The organism is Pseudomonas sp. TH41, from assembly GCF_016650695.1.
GTDB lineage: Bacteria > Pseudomonadota > Gammaproteobacteria > Pseudomonadales > Pseudomonadaceae > Aquipseudomonas.
Map to the genome: position 1 here is coordinate 247,952 of NZ_JAEKFH010000006.1, position 18,595 is coordinate 266,546.

General features: G+C 60.6%; 13 protein-coding genes. 3 read left to right on the forward strand and 10 right to left on the reverse strand.

The window, feature by feature from the left end:
- Positions 1-36: 36 nt before the first annotated feature.
- Positions 37-1,254, forward strand: coding sequence for an amino acid deaminase (locus JFU37_RS25040; protein WP_201119730.1), 1,218 nt, complete (start codon positions 37-39; stop codon positions 1,252-1,254).
- Positions 1,255-1,382: 128 nt separating this feature from the next.
- Positions 1,383-2,318, forward strand: a complete 936-nt coding sequence (locus tag JFU37_RS25045) for a sugar kinase (RefSeq protein ID WP_201119731.1) — start codon at positions 1,383-1,385, stop codon at positions 2,316-2,318.
- 128 nt (positions 2,319-2,446) lie between these two features.
- Here the strand turns inward: JFU37_RS25045 and JFU37_RS25050 are convergent, their stop codons facing one another.
- Positions 2,447-2,722, reverse strand: a complete 276-nt coding sequence (locus JFU37_RS25050) for a peptidylprolyl isomerase (RefSeq protein WP_007898282.1) — start codon at positions 2,720-2,722, stop codon at positions 2,447-2,449.
- Between the two features lie 55 nt (positions 2,723-2,777).
- Complete coding sequence (locus JFU37_RS25055; protein WP_201119732.1) at positions 2,778-5,315, reverse strand: PAS domain-containing hybrid sensor histidine kinase/response regulator; 2,538 nt, start codon at positions 5,313-5,315, stop codon at positions 2,778-2,780.
- Positions 5,316-5,539: 224 nt separating this feature from the next.
- Between JFU37_RS25055 and JFU37_RS25060 the strand changes: the two genes are divergently transcribed.
- On the forward strand, positions 5,540-6,649 hold the full coding sequence (locus tag JFU37_RS25060) for a PilT/PilU family type 4a pilus ATPase (protein ID WP_201119733.1): 1,110 nt from the start codon (positions 5,540-5,542) through the stop codon (positions 6,647-6,649).
- A 149-nt stretch (positions 6,650-6,798) separates the two neighbouring features.
- On the opposite strand, the gene JFU37_RS25065 is transcribed toward JFU37_RS25060, so the two are convergent.
- The 8 genes from JFU37_RS25065 to JFU37_RS25100 all read right to left on the reverse strand — a co-directional run bounded on the left by JFU37_RS25065 (position 6,799) and on the right by JFU37_RS25100 (position 18,467).
- Positions 6,799-8,754: an acetoacetate--CoA ligase gene (locus JFU37_RS25065; protein ID WP_201119734.1), complete on the reverse strand. Its 1,956-nt coding sequence runs from the start codon at positions 8,752-8,754 to the stop codon at positions 6,799-6,801.
- A 147-nt stretch (positions 8,755-8,901) separates the two neighbouring features.
- Positions 8,902-9,675, reverse strand: coding sequence for a 3-hydroxybutyrate dehydrogenase (hbdH, locus tag JFU37_RS25070; protein WP_201119735.1), 774 nt, complete (start codon positions 9,673-9,675; stop codon positions 8,902-8,904).
- Positions 9,676-9,682: 7 nt separating this feature from the next.
- The gene (locus JFU37_RS25075) at positions 9,683-11,074 is read right to left on the reverse strand and encodes a GntP family permease (protein WP_201119736.1); all 1,392 of its coding nucleotides are present in this window, start codon (positions 11,072-11,074) and stop codon (positions 9,683-9,685) included.
- Between the two features lie 282 nt (positions 11,075-11,356).
- Positions 11,357-12,772 carry a sigma-54 interaction domain-containing protein gene (locus JFU37_RS25080; protein ID WP_201119737.1) on the reverse strand — a complete coding sequence of 472 codons (1,416 nt, stop codon included), beginning with the start codon at positions 12,770-12,772 and terminating at the stop codon, positions 11,357-11,359.
- Between the two features lie 157 nt (positions 12,773-12,929).
- Positions 12,930-14,501: an ABC transporter ATP-binding protein gene (locus tag JFU37_RS25085; RefSeq protein ID WP_242485818.1), complete on the reverse strand. Its 1,572-nt coding sequence runs from the start codon at positions 14,499-14,501 to the stop codon at positions 12,930-12,932.
- Positions 14,502-14,515: 14 nt separating this feature from the next.
- The gene (locus JFU37_RS25090; RefSeq protein WP_201119739.1) at positions 14,516-15,538 is read right to left on the reverse strand and encodes an ABC transporter permease; all 1,023 of its coding nucleotides are present in this window, start codon (positions 15,536-15,538) and stop codon (positions 14,516-14,518) included.
- Entirely contained in the window at positions 15,538-16,599 is a 1,062-nt protein-coding gene (locus JFU37_RS25095; RefSeq protein WP_201119740.1) for a microcin C ABC transporter permease YejB, read from the reverse strand. The genes JFU37_RS25090 and JFU37_RS25095 overlap by 1 nt, the downstream gene beginning before the upstream one ends.
- Positions 16,599-18,467, reverse strand: coding sequence for an extracellular solute-binding protein (locus tag JFU37_RS25100; RefSeq protein ID WP_201119741.1), 1,869 nt, complete (start codon positions 18,465-18,467; stop codon positions 16,599-16,601). Before JFU37_RS25100 ends, JFU37_RS25095 begins: the two co-directional genes overlap by 1 nt.
- Positions 18,468-18,595 lie beyond the last annotated feature (128 nt).

The window sequence follows — 18,595 nt, forward strand, 5'->3', positions numbered from 1 at the left end:
GCCGCTCGCGACTGCGAAAATATAAGGAGTTCGACCATGTCTTCTGCCCCAAATACTGCCGCCGTGGAAAAGGGCTTTGCCCAGACCGGCGCCAACCTGGTGCGCGATGTCAGCCTGCCGGCGCTGGTGCTGCACCGCGAAGCACTGGAACACAACATTCGCTGGATGCAGGCCTTCGTCAGCAACAGCGGTGCCGAACTCGCGCCCCACGGCAAAACCAGCATGACGCCTGCGCTGTTTCGCCGTCAGCTCGACGCCGGGGCATGGGGCATCACCCTGGCCAGCGCCACGCAAACCCGTGCGGCGTATGCCCATGGTGTGCGTCGGGTGCTGATGGCCAACCAGTTGGTCGGTACGCCCAACATGGCGCTGATCGCCGATCTGCTGGCAGACCCGACGTTCGACTTCCATTGCATGGTCGATCACCCGGACAACGTCGCTGACCTGGGGGCGTATTTCGCCTCTCGCGGCGTGCGGCTGAACGTGATGATCGAGTACGGCGTGGTCGGCGGTCGTTGCGGTTGCCGGTCTGAAGAAGAAGTGGTTGCACTGGCCAAAGCCATTACCGCCCAACCGGCGCTGGCGCTGACCGGCATCGAAGGCTATGAAGGCGTGATCCACGGTGATCATGCGGTCACGGGTATCCGCGAGTTCGCCGCGTCATTGGTGCGTCTGGCCGTGCAGTTGCAGGACAGCGGCGCGTTCGCCATTGCCAAGCCGATCATTACTGCCTCGGGTTCGGCCTGGTATGACCTGATCGCCGAATCCTTCGAAGCACAGAACGCTGGCGGGCGTTTCCTCAGCGTGCTGCGCCCCGGCAGTTATGTGGCGCACGACCATGGCATCTACAAAGAAGCGCAATGCTGCGTGCTCGACCGTCGCAGCGACCTGCACGAAGGTTTGCGCCCGGCGCTGGAGGTCTGGGCGCATGTGCAGTCGTTACCGGAGCCAGGATTTGCGGTGATCGCCCTGGGTAAACGCGACGTGGCCTACGACGCCGGCTTGCCGGTGCCGCTGTTGCGTTACAAGGCCGGTGTGGTGCCGGCAACGGGCGATGACGTCAGCGCCTGCAAAGTCACGGCGGTGATGGATCAGCATGCGTTCATGACGGTGGCGCCAGGGGTTGAGTTGCGAGTGGGCGATATCATTTCGTTCGGTACTTCGCACCCGTGCCTGACGTTCGACAAGTGGCGGACGGGGTGTCTGGTGGATGAGCAGCTGAATGTCATCGAAACCATGGAAACCTGTTTTTAAGGTTTGAGACCGAGGCGCCGCCTTCGCGAGCAAGCCCGCTCCCACATTGGAATGCATTCCCTGTGGGAGCGGGCTTGCTCGCGAAGGCGGCCCGTCAGACAACAAAGAAACACCAGAGACCCCACACCATGAACACCATCAGCACACTCGGCCCGAACACTCCGCGCATCGCCCTGATCGGCGAATGCATGATCGAGTTGCAGCAACGCGCCGACGGCAGTCTGCAACAGAGCTTCGGTGGCGATACCCTGAACACGGCGGTCTACCTGTCCCGGGAGCTGGGCGCGGGCGGCACGGTGGATTACGTCACCGCCCTGGGCGATGACAGTTTCAGCGATGCCATGTGCCAGAGCTGGGCCAGCGAAAACATCGGGCTGGGCATGGTTCAGCGTTTACCCGGCCGCTTGCCCGGTTTGTATTGCATCCAGACCGACGCCGCCGGCGAGCGGCGTTTTCTTTACTGGCGCAATGAAGCCGCCGTCCGTGATTGCTTCACCACCCCGGCTGCCGCACCGATCCTGCAAGCGCTGCCGGATTACGACGTGCTGTATTTCAGCGGCATCACCTTGGCCGTGCTCGGTGTGCACGGACGGGAAAAGTTGCTGGAAACCCTGATCGAAGCCCGGCAGCGGGATGCGCGGATCGTGTTCGACAACAACTATCGGCCGCGTTTGTGGGCATCGATCGAAGACGCTCAAGCGGCTTATCGCAGTGTTCTACCTTACGTCGACCTGGCGTTACTGACCGTCGATGACGAACAGGCGTTGTTTGATTTTTCCAATTGCGAGGCAGTGTTTGCCGCTTACGAGCAGATTGGCACGCCCGAAGTGGTGCTCAAGCGCGGCGCCGAGGCGTGTTTGATTCGCTGTGATGGCGAGTCGTTTGAGGTGCCGGCGCAGATAGTCGAACGGGTGGTAGACACCACGGCGGCGGGAGACTCGTTCAGTGCGGCGTATTTGGCCAGCCGCCTGAAAGGCGGCAGCCCGGTCGAGGCGGCAGAGGCCGGGCATCGGCTGGCGAGTCGAGTGATTCAGGTGCCTGGGGCACTGATCCCTCGCAGCTGAAACACAAACCAATGTCCCCGGTCCATACAAAACCCCTGTAGGAGCTGCCGCAGGCTGCGATCTTTTGATCTTGTTTTTAAGAGCAAAATCAAAAGATCGCAGCCTGCGGCAGCTCCTACAGGGACTGTTCAATCCCGGTAAAACACCTGCACCAGGTGATACCCGAACTTGCTCTTGATCGGCCCATGCACGACCCGTAGCGGCTTTTTGAAAATGACCGCGTCAATCACCCCCACCATCTGACCCGGCCGTACTTCACCCAGGTCGCCGCCGCGCTTGCCGGACGGGCAGGTCGAGTATTTCTTGGCCAGCACATCGAACGCTTCACCCTTGGCGATGCGTTGTTTGAGCTGCTCGGCTTCTTCCGAGGTTTTCACCAGAATATGGCGGGCTTGAGCTTTCATTGGGGCAGATACCTTGCAACGGTGGTGACAGCGGGGCGCGCGATTATGCCTTAACTCAGTCCGGTTGGCCGATCATCGTGCGAATCTTGTTGGCCAACAGGTCGATGGAAAAGGGTTTGGCCACCATATCCATGCCTTCCTCCAGGAAACCCTGGCGTTCGGTGGCTTTCTCCGCGTAACCGGTCATGAACAGCACTTTGAGTTCGGGGCGGTGCTGACGAGCGATTTCCGCCAGTTGTCGACCGTTCATCCCCGGTAGCCCGACATCGGTCACCAACAGATCGACCCGCAGATCAGACTCCAGCAGGGGCAGGGCGGACTTCGCGTCTTCGGCTTCATGGGCGTGATAACCCAGCTCATTGAGCAGGTCGAGCACCAGCATGCGCACTGCCGGATCGTCTTCCACCAACACCACCGTTTCACCGGCAATCGCCGCCGGCGTTTCGCCCGTCACCGGCATCAGGATATTTTCCGGCTCCACGGCGTACAGCCTTGGCAGGTACAAACGAACGCTGGTGCCCTGGCCGGGCAGGCTGAACAGGCTCACGTGGCCGCCCGATTGCTGGGCGAACCCGTAAATCATCGACAACCCGAGGCCGGTGCCCTGGCCAATGGGTTTGGTAGTGAAAAACGGCTCGAACGCCTTGGCCAACACCGATGGCGTCATGCCGGTGCCGTTGTCGCTGACGGCAATCATCAGGTAATCCCCGGCCTTGACCGGTTCCAGCGTGGAGATGTCACTGCTGTCGAGGTAGACATTGGCGGTTTCGATCAGCAACTCGCCGCCATCGGGCATGGCGTCTCGCGCGTTGATCACCAGGTTGAGCAGGGCGTTTTCCAGTTGGCTGACGTCGGTGCTGACCGGCCAGACTTCATCGGCCAGTTGCAGTTTGAGTTCGATATGGTCGCCCTTGGTGCGGCTGAGCAAATCTTCCAGTGAATGGATCAGTTCATTGGCGTTCAGCGGCTTGCGATCCAGCGACTGACGCCGGGAGAACGCCAGCAGGCGGTGGGTCAACGCAGCGGCGCGATTGGCCGAGGACACCGCGGCTTCGGTGAAACGGCCAATCTCGGCGGTGCGCCCGTCGGCGATGTAGCGCTGCATCAAATCGAGGCTGCCGATGATCCCGGTGAGCATGTTGTTGAAGTCATGGGCGATGCCGCCCGTGAGCTGTCCCACCGCTTCCATTTTCTGTGCATGCCGCAAGGCCTCTTCGGCGCGCTCGCGTTCGACCATCTCGTTTTGCAGTTTCTCGTTGGCTTCGGCCAACTGCCGGGTTCGGGCCGCGACCCGTTCCTCCAGGGTTTCGTTGAGATTGCGCAGGGCTTCTTCGGTCTGTTTGCGCTCGGTTTCATCGATCACAAAGATGTAGAAACCATTCACCGCCCCGTCCGGGCCGTGGCGCGGCAGAAAGTTCATCAGCGCCTGGCGAGTGCTGCCATCGCGGTGCGGGGTGCTGACGCTGAAACAGCACGCCTTGCCGGCCAGCGCCTCGGCGATGTGTTCGGCGCGCAAGGCATAGGCTTCTTCGCCCAGCACTTCAAGAATGGTGCGCCCATAAAGCTCCTGGGGCGTCAGGCCATACCAGTCCAGGTACGCGGAATTGTTCAGGCGGAAGCGTTCCTCGCTGTCCACGTAGCTGATCAGGATTGGCATGGCGTTGATGATCAGCTGCAGCTCGGTCTGGCTCTGGCGCAGGGCTTGCTCGGTGTTTTTGCGCTCGGTCAGGTCAAGCGCGGCGCCGAGAAACCGGATCGGCCGGCCATGGTGGTCCTTGTAGCAACGCCCCCGGGCAAACACCCAGCGCAGTTGGCCGCCGGGTTGCAACAGGCGATATTCTTCGGCGTACTCGCTGCCATGGGCGATCGAGTGCTTGATGCCGCGGGCGACCATCGCGCGGTCTTCCGGGTGTACGGCCTGGAGGTAGGCGCTGATGGGCAACTGGTTGGCGAGTAGCGGGTCGATCCCGTGCAACTGGGCGAAGTGGGTGTCGGCAATGAAGCGGTCTTCGCTAATGTCCCAGTCCCAGGTGCCGACGGCGTCGGTGGCGGCGAGGGCCAGTTGCAGGCGCTCTTCGGTTTCGTGTTGGGCCTTGAGGCTGGCCGCCGAGCGCTGTTCAAGTTCGAGGGCGATACGTCGGCGCTCGTTGGTTTCAATCGCCGTGACCAGAATCCCGGCGACCTCGGCGTTTTCATCGCGGATCGGGCTGTAGGTCAGGTCCAGCCAGAAGTCGGAATCGCGACCGTCGCGTTGCAAGGTAAAGCGCTGTTCGCTGTAAGTTCGCACCTGGCCTTGTAGGACTGCGCTGTAAATCGGGTCGGTAAAGTCTTTGAGTTCTGGCCAGATCTGGTGTGTCGGTTGTCCGAAAGCGTGTGGATGCTTGTTGCCGGCGAGCAGGGCGAAACCGTCGTTGTAGATTTGCGTGAGCGCTGGGCCCCACAGCAACAGCATCGGCATCGGCGAATGAATCACGATGTCCACGGCGGTTCGCAGGCTCTGCGGCCAGGTACTGGCAGCGCCCAGGGGAGTGCGCGTCCAGTCCAGTCTGGCAATCAAGGCCTGGGCATCGCTGCCGATCGGTGATGCGTTCATCTAAATGTCCTGCCTGAGTCGGTGTAGCGACATCTACTATCCTTGCCATGCGGTAGACGCTGGATGCCACTGTAGGAGCGAGCTTGCTCGCGATGGACGTTAACGATAAAGCGTCTTTTCTGAACAAACGCGCCGCTCCTGAGTCCATCGCGAGCAAGCTCGCTCCTACATTTGACCCGCGTTGGGTCTTTTATTCATTGAATGCTTCGCGAGTGCTTTTTGCCATGGAAATCGATGCACTGTTGAAGCTGTTGGCCAGCCAGAATGGCTCCGATCTCTACCTGTCCACCGGCGCGCCACCCAGCGCGCGGTTCGACGGTGTCCTCAAAACATTGGCGGACCAGCCGTTCAAACCGGGGGAAATTGCGGCCATTGCCGCGTCCATCATGGACGCCGAACAGCGCCTGGAGTTCGATCGGGAGCTGGAAATGAACCTGGCCATCTCGCTGCCCGGGATCGGACGCTTCCGGGTCAATATCTTCAAGCAACGTAACGATTTATCGATCGTGGCGCGCAACATCAAACTCGACATTCCGCGTTTCGAAGACCTCAAGTTGCCGCCGGTGCTGCTCGAAACCGTAATGCTCAAACAAGGCCTGATGCTGTTTGTCGGCGCCACCGATTCGGGCAAGTCTACCTCGCTGGCGGCATTGATCGATTACCGCAACCGCCACAGCAGTGGCCATATCATCACCATCGAGGACCCGGTCGAGTACATCCACCGGCACAAGAAGTCGATCATCAACCAGCGGGAAGTCGGCGTCGATACCCGCAGTTTTCATGCCGCCTTGAAAAACACCCTGCGCCAGGCACCGGACGTGGTACTGATCGGCGAAATCCGCGACCGCGAGACTATGGAGCATGCGCTGGCGTTTGCCGATACCGGTCATCTGGTGATTTCCACCCTGCATGCCCATAACGCCCATCAGGCGCTGGACCGGATTATCAATTTCTTCCCTGAAGACCGCCGGTCGCAACTGCTGCATGACTTGGGCAATAACCTCAAAGCATTCGTTTCCCAGCGATTGGTGCGCACCCAAGAGGGTCAGCGCCGGGCAGCGGTTGAGGTAATGCTGGGGACGCCGACCATCGGCGATCTGATCCGCCGCAACGAGTTCGACGAGCTCAAGGGGATCATGGAGAAGTCTGCGGAGCTAGGGATGCAGACGTTCGACGGTGCGCTGTATGCGCTAGTCGTGGAAGGTGCGATTACCGAGGAGGAAGCGTTGAAGCATGCGGACTCGGTGAACAATTTGAGGTTGCGGCTCAAATTGCACGCCGAAGCATCACCGGGCTTGCATTCCCCTCCCGGCGAATGGGGCCTGATGGACTGACACAAATCCCCTGTAGGAGCTGCCGAAGGCTGCGATCTTTTGATCTTGCCTTTAAAAGATCAACATCAAAAGATCGCAGCCTTCGGCAGCTCCTACAGGGGGTGTGTTTCAGTCATCAGGGTTGTGTTTCAGTCATCACGGGTTGTGTTTCAGTCATTGAGCTCTGGGCGATTGCGGAATTGCTCCAGCGCTTCGGGATTGGCCAGCGCATCGGTGTTTTTCACGGGTTGGCCATGCACCACGTTTCTCACCGCCAGCTCGACCACCTTGCCGCTGATCGTCCGGGGAATGTCGGTCACCGCAACAATCTTCGCCGGCACATGCCGGGGCGTGGTGTTGGCGCGAATGACCTGGCGAATCTGCTGCTCCAGCTCCGCGTCCAGCGCTACACCGTCACGCAAGCGAACGAACAACACCACCCGCACGTCATCCTGCCATTGCTGACCGATGGCCACGCTGTCGATGACCTGCGGGACTTTCTCGACCTGACGGTAGATTTCCGCCGTGCCGATCCGCACGCCGCCGGGGTTGAGCACGGCGTCCGAGCGCCCGTGGATCATCATCCCGCCATGAGGCAACTGTTCGGCGTAATCGCCCTGCGCCCAGACTCCGGGGAACTGCGTGAAATAGGAGGCGCGCAGTTTTTCTCCGGTGGGGTCATTCCACAGGCCGATGGGCATGGCCGGGAAATGCCGGGTGCAGACCAGCTCGCCTTTCTCGCCGATGACCGGTTGACCGTCGTCGTTCCAGACTTCGATGGCCATGCCCAGGCTCTTGCCCTGCATCTCGCCACGGCGTACCGGTTGCAACGGATTGCCGTTCACAAAGCAGGAAACGATATCGGTGCCGCCGGACATCGAGGCCAGGCACAGGTCGGTCTTGAAGTCGCGGTAGACGTAATCGTAGCTCTGCGGCGACAGCGCGGAGCCGGTGCAGAGCAGGGTTTTCAGGCTGCTCAGCGCATGGCTTTGCCGGGGTTTCACGCCGTTGCTTTCCAGGGTCGCCAGGTACTTGGGGCTGGTGCCGAATACGCTGATGCGCTCGTCGTCGATCAAATCGATCAGACGCTCCGGATCGGGGTGGAACGGCGAACCGTCGTACAGCACCACAGCGCTGTCCACGGCCAGCGCCGAGACCAGCCAGTTCCACATCATCCAGCCGCAAGTGGTGTAGTAGAACAAACGGTCCCCGGGGCCGAGATCGCAGTGCAGGCCATGTTCCTTGACGTGTTGCAGCAATACGCCACCGGTGCTGTGAATGATGCATTTCGGCACGCCAGTGGTGCCGCTGGAATAGAGAATGTACAGCGGATGCGCAAAAGGTACGGCAACGAAATCCGGCTCGCCGCCTATGTCGTAGAACGCGTCCCATAGCGCCACGTCGGCTTCGGTGTGGAAGTCTTGGATGCGCGCCTGAGGCCGCGCGTAAGGCACGACAATCAACTGCTGCAACGACGGCAATCGTTCGAGGATTTCATTGACCTTGGTGGTCTGGTCGATCGCTTTACCGGCGTAGCGGTAGCCGGCGCAGGTAATCAGCACCTTCGGTTCGATCTGGCCGAAGCGGTCGATTACGCCTTGAGTGCCGAAGTCCGGCGAAGAACAGGACCAGATCGCGCCCAGGCTGGTGGTGGCTAGCATGGCGACGAGTGTTTGCCAGGTGTTCGGCATGCACGCGGCCACGCGGTCGCCGACGACAACGCCAGCGGCGATCAAGCTGTTTTGAAAACCGGCGACATGCTCCGCCAGGTCGCCCCAGGTCAACTGTTCGCGTTGGCCGTTCTCGCCAATCGCTACCACCGCCACGGCATCGTCACGGCGTCGCAGCAGGTGTTCGGCGAAATTCAGGGTCGCACCGGGGAACCACTGGGCGCTGGGCATTTGCGGGCCTTCCAGCAGCACCGCGTCCGGTTGATCGTGGAAACGGATGTCGAAGAAATCGACAATGGCCTGCCAGAACGCGACCCGCTGATCGATGGACCATTGGTGCAGGGCCGGGTAGTCGTCGACGTGGAGGTGGTGCCGCTGATTGATGAAGCGCCGAAAGGCCTCCATGCGGGTCTTGCCGATGCGCTCGGCGCTGGGTTGCCAGAGAATGTCGGACATGGCTTTGCCTCTTTATCTCTCTTGAGATCCATTCGCGGGCAAGCCACGCTCCCACAGGTTTTGTGGTGGGCACCCAATTTGGTTCGACACAAAACCTGTGGGAGCGTGGCTTGCCCGCGATGAACGATAACGCGGTCTAGTGGCGGGTTACTGCGCCAACCACCCACCATCAATATTCCACGCCGCGCCACGCACCTGGCTACCGGCCTCACTGCACAAAAACAGCACCAGCTCGCCCAATTGGGGCGGCGTCACAAACTCCAGCGACGGCTGCTTCTCGGCCAGCAAATCATGCTGTGCCTGCTGCGGGTCGATTCCGCTCGCGGCGCGGTCATCGATCTGCTTTTGCACCAGCGGTGTCAGCACCCAGCCCGGGCAGATCGCGTTGCAGGTGACATGGGTGGTGGCCGTTTCCAGCCCCACAACCTTGGTCAAACCGATTACCCCATGCTTGGCCGCTACATAGGCAGCCTTACCCACCGACCCCACCTGGCCATGCACCGAGGCGATGTTGATGATCCGGCCCCAATTCTTCGCACGCATGCGCGGCAGGCACAGGCGGGTGCTGTGAAACACCGATGACAAGTTGATCGCGATGATCGAGTCCCAGCGCTCTACGGGAAAATCCTCCACCGACGCGACGTGCTGGATGCCGGCGTTGTTGACCAGAATGTCGATGCCGCCGAATTCACGCTCGGCGTAATCAATCATCTCGGCGATCTGCACCGGGTTGCTGACGTCGGCCGGGTGATGACCCACCTTGCCGCCAAACTGCTGGACCTGCGCGATGACTGCGGCGGCATCGCCAAAACCATTGAGGACCACGTTAGCGCCAGCCTTGGCCAGGCTGAGGGCGATGCCCAGGCCAATGCCGCTGGTGGAGCCGGTAACCAGTGCAGTCTTGCCCGAAAGAGTCGTCATGAATACCTCACACAATGCCAGTGGCGTAGAAAGTGCCGATCACTACGAAGACCGCCAGGGTCTTGATGATCGTAATACAGAAAATGTCTTTATAGGCCTCACGGTGGGTCAGACCGGTGACCGCCAGCAACGTGATCACCGCGCCGTTGTGCGGCAGGGTGTCCATGCCACCACTGGCCATCGCGGCGACCCGGTGCAGCACTTCCAGCGGAATATTGGCGGCGTGGGCAGCGCTGATAAAGCTCTCGGACATCGCCGCCAGCGCAATGCTCATGCCGCCCGACGCGGAACCGGTGATGCCGGCCAGCAAGGTGACGGTAATCGCTTCGTTGACCAGCGGGTTGGGGATGCTTTTGAGCCAGTCGGCCAGCACCAGGAAGCCCGGCAAGGAGGCGATCACCGCGCCGAAACCGTATTCCGAGGCGGTGTTCATCGCCGCGAGCAGCGCACCGCTGACCGCACTTTTACTGCCTTCGGCCAGTTTGCCGCGAATCGCCTGGAAGCCGAATACCAGCACCATGATGATGCCGACCAGCAAGGCGGCCTGAACCGCCCAGATCGCCGTCAGTTTGGCGATGTCGGTGGTGACCGGCGCGGCCATGCCCGGCAGTGCGAGGCTGTGGGTCTTGCCGTACCACTGTGGAATCCACTGGGTGAACAACAGGTTCATGATGCCGACCGCCAGTAGCGGCGACAGCGCGATCCAAGGGTTTGGCAGCTTGATATCGGCGGCGGTTTCCGGCTCGTTGCGCAACTCACTGCCGTAGCCTTCACCCGAGCGCTGGGCCTTGTTGCGCTGACGTTGCAGAAACAGCATGCCGGTGCAGAACACGAAAATCGCGCCGATCACACCCAGCCACGGTGCCGCCCAGGCGGTGGTGTTGAAGAAGGTGCTGGGGATGATGTTCTGAATCTGCGGAGTGCCGGGCAGGGCGTCCATGGTGAAAGAGAACGCGCCGAGGGCAATGGTCGCCGGGATCAGGCGTTTAGGAATGTTGCTCTGACGGAACATTTCAGCGGCAAACGGGTACACCGCAAACACCACCACAAACAACGACACGCCGCCGTAAGTCAGCAGCGCGCAGACCAGCACGATCACCAGCATGGCCTGGCGAGTGCCCAGCAGGCGAATTGCCGACGCGACGATGGAGCGTGAGAAACCCGACAGTTCGATCAGCTTGCCGAACACGGCACCGAGCAGGAACACCGGGAAATACAGTTTGATGAAGCCGACCATTTTCTCCATGAACACCCCGGTGAAGGCTGGGGCGACGGCAGACGGGTCGGTGAGCAGGACAGCGCCGAGGGCAGCAATCGGGGCGAAGAGGATAACGCTGTAGCCACGGTAGGCCGCGAGCATCAGCAGCGTGAGGGCTGCCAAGGCAATGATCACACTCATGGTGTGTCTCCTGGATTGTTATTTTTGTGTGGTGAAACTGTGTGGGAGAGGCCTATAGCGGGTTTCGTGCCATTCATTCAAGTTATTGAAATATAAAGGTTTTGTTTGGTTTTGTTGGGCGCTGACAAAATTAAGTCTCATTCCTGAGATTTTTTTTTGCCTGACAAGATCGCAGCCTTCGGCAGCTCCTACAGGGAAATGCGCAAACCCCTTGTAGGAGCTGCCGAAGGCTGCGATCTTTTGATCTTGGCGGACCATCTCCAAATAGAGATCAATGTCTCACTACAGAGACTCAACAATCCCCAACGCCACCATCTTCTTGTACAACGTCGACCGCCCCAACCCCAATCGCGCCGCCGCTTCGATAACCTTCCCCTTGCATTGCACAAGGGTAGTTTCAATCAACTGGCGGTCAAATCGATCCCGAGCCTCGCTAAAGGTCTCATGGGCAACCCCCTCGATGGCCACTGAGGCATCACGCTCCACCGGGGTGAGTGTCCCGATCGCCGCCCGGATGTCCGCTGCATTCAACATCAATTCATCACTGAGCAACGCCGCGCGCTCCAGCACATTGCGCAATTCTCGAATATTGCCCGGCCAGGCATGTTGACCCAGCAACGCCAGCGCTTCGCGGTTCAGCTCATGCTGGCTGCGCAGTTCCTCCAGAATCGCTTCACTCAGGGCCGGCAGGTCATCGAGGCGATCACGCAACGGCGGCACGTTGATCGGCAGCACATTCAGGCGGTAATACAAGTCGGCGCGAAATTCGCCGCGTTTGATCGCCGCTTCCAGGTCGGTGGACGTCGCCGCGATCACCCGCACATCACTCTGAATGACTTCGTTGGAGCCCACCGGCTCGAATTCCTTTTCCTGCAACACCCGCAGCAGCTTGCTTTGCAGCGGTAACGGCATGTCGCCGATTTCATCGAGAAACAGCGTGCCGCCCTGGGCGATCTGCAACTTGCCAACCCGGCCTTTGCGATCGGCGCCGGTAAAGGCCCCGGGGGCGGTGCCGAAGAACTCCGCTTCCAGCAGCGACTCGGGAATCGCCGCGCTGTTGATGCTGACAAAGGCTTTGTGCGCCCGCGGTGAAGCGCCGTGAATTGCCTGTGCCAGCAACTCTTTGCCGGTGCCGGTTTCACCGAGCAGCAGCACCGGCGACTCGGCGCTGGCACTGCGCCGGGCGCGACGTTTGACTTCCAGGCTGGCCGTGCTGGTGCCGATGAAATGGGCGAAGTTGTACTTGGTCTGCCGTGCCCGCAGCAGTGAGCGGGTGGAGGCGAGTTCTTCCTGCATGCTCATGTAGCGCTTGAGCATCGGCGACAGGCTGCGCAACTCGTCGAACAGCGCAAAACCGATGGCACCGATTACCACGCCAGCGTCGTCGTGAATTGGCAGGCGCATGACCACCAGCGGTTCTTTGGGGGTGTCCTGCATGTCGAGCAGAATCGGCCGACCGGTGCGCACCACTTCGCGCAGCAGGCTGCCGGGGATCACGCGCTCGCAGGGTTTGCCGATGGCCACTTCGGCCGACTCCAGACCAAAACGCCGGGCGTAGCGCTCGTTCATCCAGACGATGTTGGCATCGCGGTCGACAATCACCGTGCCTTCGCTGGACTGCTCGATGATTTCAAACAGCGAGCGGATCGCCAGCAGGCGCACGCGCTGGTAGTCCTTGAGGCTTTCGGTGGTGTTCATAGAAAAGGTCCTGATTGTGTATTGCTTGTGCTGGCCCCTTCGCGAGCAAGCCCGCTCCCACAGTTGACCAAGTTGTCCGGACGGGCGCGGTCAACTGTGGGAGCGGGCTTGCTCGCGAAGGCCGCGACGCGGTTTAACGGCATGCGCCGAATTATGTCTATCGCGGATGCGCCGCCGCCAACAGCTCTTTGGTGTACGGGTGCTGCGGCGAATCGAACACGTCATGGCTGGCGCCGCTTTCCACCACTTTGCCGTCCTTGATCACGATCATGTCGTGGGCCAGGGCGCGCACCACGGCCAGGTCATGGCTGATGAACAGGTACGTCAGGCCGTGTTTTTCCTGAAGCTGGCGGAGCAGGGCGACCACTTGTTTTTGCACGGTGCGATCCAGCGCCGAGGTCGGTTCGTCCAGCAGAATCAGCGCCGGTTTCAGCACCAGCGCCCGGGCAATGGCGATGCGTTGGCGTTGCCCGCCGGAGAATTCGTGCGGGTAGCGATGACGGCTTTGCGGGTCGAGACCCACTTCTTCCAGGGCTCGAATCACTTCGGCCTTGCATTCGTCAGCGGTCAACTGGCTATGAACTTCAAGGCCTTCGCTGATGATCTGCGCCACCGACATGCGCGGGCTGAGGCTGCCGAAGGGGTCCTGAAACACCACCTGCATTCTTTTGCGCCACGGCCGCAGCTGCTTTTGCGTCAGGCTGTCCAGCGCCGCACCCTCGAAGCGAATGCTGCCCTCGGAATCGAGCAGGCGCAGAATCGCCTGGCCCAGCGTCGATTTGCCAGAGCCGGATTCGCCGACGATGCCCAGCGTCTTGCCCCGCTGAACATTCAGGCTGATACCGTCCACGGCCCTGAGGTACGTCTTGCGCTGGAACAACCCGCCACTGAGGGCGAACTGCACCGTCAGGTTGTCCACTTCCAGCACTTTCTCGCGCTCATCCCGGGGCAGGGCTTCGCCTTCCGGCTCGGCGTTCAGCAGCACGCGGCTGTAAGGGTGTTTCGGCTCGGTGAACAGCGTCTCGCACGGCGCCTGTTCGACGATTTCCCCGGCCTTCATCACGCACACGCGTTGGGCAATGCTGCGCACCAGATTGAGGTCGTGGCTGATCAGCAGCAGGGACATGCCGAGCCGCTGTTGCAGGGATTTGAGCAGCAGCAGGATCTTGCGCTGCACCGTCACGTCGAGCGCGGTGGTGGGCTCATCGGCGATCAGTAACTCCGGCTCGCAGGCCAGGGCCATGGCGATCATCACCCGTTGCCGCTGGCCTCCGGACAGTTGGTGCGGGTAAGCCTTGAGCCGTTCTTCGGGTTTTTGAATGCCCACCAGGTGCAGCAACTCGAGAATCCGCGCTTGCGCGGCCTTGCCGGTCAGGCCTTTGTGCAACAGCAAGGTTTCGCCAATCTGTTTTTCGATGCTGTGCAGCGGATTAAGCGAAGTCATCGGCTCCTGAAAGATCATCGCAATCCGGTTGCCGCGCAGCTCTCGCAACACGTTGGACGACGCGCCTAGCAGTTCCTTGCCGCGATAACGGATGCTGCCGGTGGACACGGTGTCGGTTTCGGGCAACAGCTGCAGGATCGAATGCGCCGTTACGGATTTACCGGAGCCCGACTCGCCGACCAGCGCCAGGCATTCACCGGGCCGGATGTCCAGGCATAGGTTGCGCACCACGGTCTGGCCGCTGAAGGCCACACTGAGGTCACGGATTTCGATCAGGTTGTTCATATCATTTGCCCGCATCATGACCTCGGGTCAAAGGCGTCACGCAACGCCTCCCCGATAAACACCAGTAAAGAAAGAATCAGCGCCAGGGTGAAAAACGCTGTCAGCCCCAGCCACGGTGCTTGCAGGTTCTGCTTGCCCTGGCCGATCAGTTCGCCCAGCGAGGCACTGCCGGCCGGCATGCCGAAACCGAGGAAATCCAGCGCCGTGAGCGTGGAAATCGCCCCGGTCAGAATGAACGGCAGATAACTCAAGGTAGCGTTCATCGCGTTGGGCAGGATGTGCCGCACGATGACTTTTCGGTCGCTCAGGCCCAGCGCACGGGCGGCTTTGACGTATTCCAGGTTGCGCCCGCGCAGGAACTCGGCGCGCACCACGTCCACCAGGGCCAGCCAGGAAAACAGCGCCATGATCCCCAGTAACCACCAGAAATTCGGCTCGACGAAACCCGAGAGGATGATCAGCAGGTACAGCACCGGCAGACCGGACCACACCTCCAGCAGCCGTTGACCGATCAGGTCGACCCAGCCGCCGTAATAGCCTTGCAGCGCGCCGGCCGCAATGCCGATCAGGGCGCTGACAAAGGTCAGCATCAGGGCGAACAGAATCGACACACGCGCACCGAAAATCACCCTGGCCAACACGTCCCGAGCCTGATCGTCCGTCCCCAGCCAATTAACGTTGGAGGGTGGACTGGGTGCCGGTTGATTCAGGTCATAGTTCGGCGTGTCGTCGCTGAACGGGATCGGCGGGAACAGCATCCAGCCGCCATCCTTTTGAATCAGTTTCTGCACGTACTCGCTGCGGTAGTCGGCCTGGAAGGGCAGTTGCCCGCCAAACTCCTGCTCGGTGTGTCGCTTGAAGGCCGGGAAATACAGCGAGCCCTGATAACTGACAATCAGCGGATTGTCGTTGGCGATCAGTTCGCCCCCGAGGCTCAGCAGGAACAGCCCGACAAACAACCACAGTGACCACCAGCCGCGCCGGTTTTTCTTGAAGCGTTCGAAACGCCGACGGCCTAACGGCGAGAGCTTGAACATCAGGCGTTCCTCGCGGCGAAGTCGATGCGCGGGTCGACCAGGGTGTAGCAGAGATCGCCGACGATTTTTATCAAGAGGCCGAACAGCGTGAAGATGAACAGCGAACCAAACACCACCGGATAGTCCCGAGAAACTGCGGCTTCGTAACTCATGCGGCCCAGACCATCGAGGGAGAAAATCACTTCGATCAGCAAGGAACCGGCGAAGAACACGCTGATGAACGCTTGAGGAATCCCCGACACCACCAGCAACATTGCGTTGCGGAACACATGCCCGTACAGCACGCGACGCTCGCTCATGCCTTTGGCTCGCGCGGTCACCACGTACTGGCGGGTGATTTCATTGAGGAAGGAATTTTTGGTCAGGATGGTCAGGGTCGCAAAACCACCGATCACCAGCGAGGTGACGGGCAGCACCAGGTGCCAGAAGTAATCGGCGATCTTGCCCACGGTCGACAGCGATTCGAAGTTGTCCGACACCAGCCCCCGGACCGGGAACCAGTTCAGCGAGGTGCCACCGGCGAAGACCACGATCAGAAACATCGCGAACAGGAATGCCGGCATGGCGTAGCCGATGATGATTGCAGTGCTGCTCCAGATGTCGAAATGGCTGCCATGGTGCACAGCCTTGCGGATGCCCAGCGGAATCGAGACCAGATAGGTGATCAGCGTCGCCCAGAGCCCAAGGGAAATGGTGACCGGCATTTTTTCCAGGATCAGGTCGGTGACCGTGGCGCCACGGAAGAAGCTCTTGCCGAAGTCCAGGCGCGCGTAATTGCTGAGCATCAGCCACAGGCGTTCGTGCGCGGGTTTGTCGAAGCCGTATTGTTTTTCGATGTCTTTGATCATTTGCGGGTCGAGGCCGCGACTGGCCCGGGAGGTGCTGGACATGGTTTCGCCGGAACCGCCGCCGACACTGGCCCCGCCAATGCCTTGCAGGTGTGCGATGGCCTGTTCCACCGGGCCGCCCGGTGCCGCCTGAACGATGATGAAGTTGACCAGCAGAATGATCACCAGCGTGGGAATGATCAGCAGCAAGCGCCGCACTGTGTAAGCCCACATCAGTGTGGCCCTCCGGGTTTGCCACGACTGATTTTCTCGGCAGTCATCTGCTGGTTGGTCAGCGGCGTGGTGCTCATTTCCCACCAGCTTTCGATGGCTTCGTCATTGCTCGCCTGCTCGGTGGGCATGCCGAAGCGATTCCACCACACGGTGGAGGTGCCCGGCGGGTAATAGTTGGGAATCCAGTAGTAGTTCCATTGCAGCACCCGGTCCAGCGCGTGGGCATAGCGCAGCATTTCCGGCTGGGTGGTGGCGCGGATCAGGCCGGTGATCAAGGTGTCCACCGCCGGGTTTTTCAGCGCCATGTAGTTATTGGCGCCGGGGTCGGTGGCCGAGACCGAACCGAAGTAATTGATCAGCTCGCTGCCTGGCGAGGTGGTGACCGGGTAACCGGTGACGATCATGTCGTAGTCGCGGCTCATCAGGCGATTGACGTATTGGGAGGAATCGATGCGGCGGATGTTCAGGTCGATGCCGATCTGTTTCAACGTGCGCTTATAAGGAAGGAGCAATCGGTCCATGCCGTTCTGGCTGACCAGGAAGGTGAAACTCAGCGGTTCGCCTTTAGCGTTGACCAGTTGATCGCCATCGGGTTTCCAGCCGGCCTGTTCGAGCAAGTCCAGGGCTTGTAACTGCTTGTCGCGAATCAGGCCGCTGCCATCGGTCTTCGGCGCTTCGAAGACTTGAGTGAACACCTCGTCGGGGATCTGCCCGCGCAAAGGTTCAAGAATCGCCAGCTCGCCCGCGTCCGGCAAATGTCGGGCGGCGAGGTCGGTGTTGGAAAAGAAGCTCTGCTGGCGGATGTACATGTTTCGCATCATCTGCCGGTTGCTCCACTCGAAATCCCAGAGCATGGCCAGTGCCTCGCGCACTCGGCGGTCCTGGAAAATCGGATTCAACAGGTTGAACACAAAGCCCTGGCTCGGTTGTGGCGCTTGCGTGGCCAGATGCGCCTTTTGCAGGCGACCGTCGCTCAGGGCCGGGCTGTCGTAACCGATGGAGTACCCGGTGGCGGAGAATTCGCGGTTGTAGTCGTAGGCACCGCCACGCAGTACCTGGCGCGCCACATCGGTATCGCCGAAGTACTCGATGCTGAAGTGATCGAAATTATAGAGGCCACGGCTGACCGGTAAATCCTTGCCCCACCAGTCGGGATTGCGCTCGAAGGTGATGCTGCGCCCGGAGTCGACCTTGCTTATCGTGTACGGGCCACTCCCGAGTGGCGGCTCGTAACCGCCACCACCGGCGAAGTCGCGGGTTTTCCACCAGTGCTCGGGAAACACCGGCAGAGTTGCGACGTCCAGCGGCAGGGTGCGGTTTTCGTTGCTTTTGAAGTCGAATCGAACCGTTAGTGGTGATTCCACTTCGACGCCTTTGACATCGGCGAACTGGGTGCGATAACGCAGGCTGCCCTGGGTCATCAGGAGGTCGAAGGTATAGCGCACGTCGTCGGCGGTGATCGGTGTCCCGTCGGCGAAACGGGCTTTTGGGTTGAGGTAGAAGCGCAGGAACGAGCCATCGTCGGGGCGTTCCATTTTCTGCGCGACCAGACCATACACGGTGTAAGGCTCGTCCAGCGAGCGCTGGGCCAGGGGCGAGTAGATAAGACCGTCGACCTGTGTAACGCCAATGCCCTTGTCGATGTAAGGCAAGATGTGGTCGAAGTGACCGATTTCGACCGCCGAGCGACGCATCGTGCCGCCCTTGGGGGCTTGCGGGTTGGTGTAGGCAAAATGACTGAAGTCAGCAGGATACTTCGCCGGTTCGCCGTACACGGTCAGCGCATGTTGCGGTTCAGCATTCACACCGGCGGCGCCTAACAACAGGGCCACGGCAGTGAACAATAAAGTTGGGAAAACCAGTCGCATTGTCAGCCTTAGAGCCGGGTGGTCGATATTCGCAATTTGTACGCTACCGGCGCGTCCCTCGCCAGCCGTATCACGTATCCGAAACACAACGGCCCACCAAAAGGCGGGCCGTTATGCGCAAAACGCAG